General features: G+C 32.4%; 1 protein-coding gene. It reads left to right on the top strand.

The window, feature by feature from the left end:
* The first annotated feature begins 307 nt into the window (after window positions 1-307).
* Window positions 308-1,348, top strand: a complete 1,041-nt coding sequence (gene tsaD / locus B2694_RS00715; RefSeq protein ID WP_346884139.1) for a tRNA (adenosine(37)-N6)-threonylcarbamoyltransferase complex transferase subunit TsaD — start codon at window positions 308-310, stop codon at window positions 1,346-1,348.
* The last annotated feature ends 386 nt before the right edge of the window (window positions 1,349-1,734 follow it).

Raw genomic sequence — 1,734 nt, 5'->3', positions numbered from 1 at the left:
ATTTGTTATTGCAATTTGCCGATATTTTTATTTTTTAGTATTAAGCATATATCAAGTGTGTATTAACTAAGAATTACTCAATTATTAAGTTTTTAGCAGAGAAATTTTTATATTTTAAATTGTTTTATGTGTAATTACTCTTTAAAAAATGATAAAATGTATGAAGTAATCACATTTGTTGATATAATTGTATAAATGTGTGGATATATTATTTTAGCATGTGGATAAGTTTAAGTTAGTACCTTAAGGGTAAACTTTTAATATAAACTTTCATAGTGTGTAAATTATTTAAAAGTAGGTGAAAAATATGAAAGAAGCAAATGAAGTAAAAGAAAATTTTAAAATACTTGCTATAGAGTCAAGTTGTGATGAAACAGCAGCTTCGGTAGTAGTGAATGGAAGAGAAGTTTTATCTAATGTTATAGCTTCTCAAATTGATATACACAAAAAATTTGGTGGAGTTGTGCCAGAGGTAGCTTCAAGAATGCATATAGAGGCTATTAGTGCTGTGGTGGAAGAAGCACTTAGAGAAGCAAATCTGACTTTTCAAGATATAGATGCAGTGGGCGTTACCTATGGGCCAGGGCTTGTGGGAGCTTTACTTGTGGGGCTTCAATATGCTAAGGCTTTGGCTTATGGATTAAACATTCCCCTTGTAGGAGTAAACCATATTGAAGGTCATATAAGTGCTAATTTTATTGAGCATAAGGATCTAAAACCACCTTTTATTACTTTAGTAGTATCAGGAGGACATACCTTTATTGTTCATATGAAGGATTATGGTAGCTTTCAGGTTCTAGGAGAAACTAGAGATGATGCAGCAGGGGAAGCCTATGACAAAGTGGCTAGAGCTATTGGACTTGGATATCCTGGTGGACCTAAAATTGATAAGATTGCTAAAGAGGGAAATGAGGACGCTATTAAGTTTCCAAGGGCAAATTTCCACGATAAGACACTAGATTTCTCCTTTAGTGGAGTTAAATCAGCAGTACTTAACTACTTAAACTCTCTTCAAATGAAGGGTGAGAGCTATAATCAAGCTGATGTAGCGGCTTCCTTCCAAAAGGCTGTGGTAGATGTATTAGTAGATAATGCTATGAAGGCTTGCAAAGAGAAACAAGTAGATAAAATAGCTATATCTGGAGGAGTTGCATCTAACTCTTATCTTAGAGCAAAGCTTATGGAAAGAGGAGAAAAGGAAGGAATAAAAGTTTTATTCCCAGCTCCAATTTTATGTACAGATAATGCAGCTATGATTGGAAGTGCTGCTTATTATGAGTATAAAGCTGGTAGAATTGCAGATTTAACACTAAATGCAGTACCAAACTTGAAGTTAGGACAAAGATAGACGCAAAGATTTAAATTTAAGATTTCAAATGTTTAAACGTATCATAAGTAAGCATCTAAATCTTTGATTTAGTTAGGGAACTTACTCAGCGAACTTAGTGAGTCGAGTTTCATTTAAGACTAAGTGAGTTTTATAGCCTTAGGTATTGATATAACTTGCCTAAGGCTATTTTTATAGGCAAAAATAACGTATCGTAAGTAATATAATTATAAGGTGAAAATACCTGAGCGGACCTGAAATAAATTAACGAAATAGGCAATACCAAAGAAACAGACATCTAAAAAATATAACAATAAGCTAGGAATACCTGAGTAATGCTGAAACAAATTAGAAAAATAGATGATATTAAAGTAATAAATATCTAAAAAATATACTTACAAGCTAGA

The organism is Clostridium sp. UBA4395, from assembly GCF_002390995.1.
GTDB lineage: Bacteria > Bacillota > Clostridia > Clostridiales > Clostridiaceae > Clostridium_J > Clostridium_J sulfidigenes.
Note: the sequence above shows the minus strand (reverse complement) of the source record. Positions and strands in the feature narration are given on the sequence as shown.

Bases quoted from the DNA above. Each gene is read 5' to 3' on its own strand.
- tsaD (WP_346884139.1), top strand. From the start codon at position 308: ATGAAAGAAGCAAATGAAGTAAAAGAAAATTTTAAAATACTTGCTATA.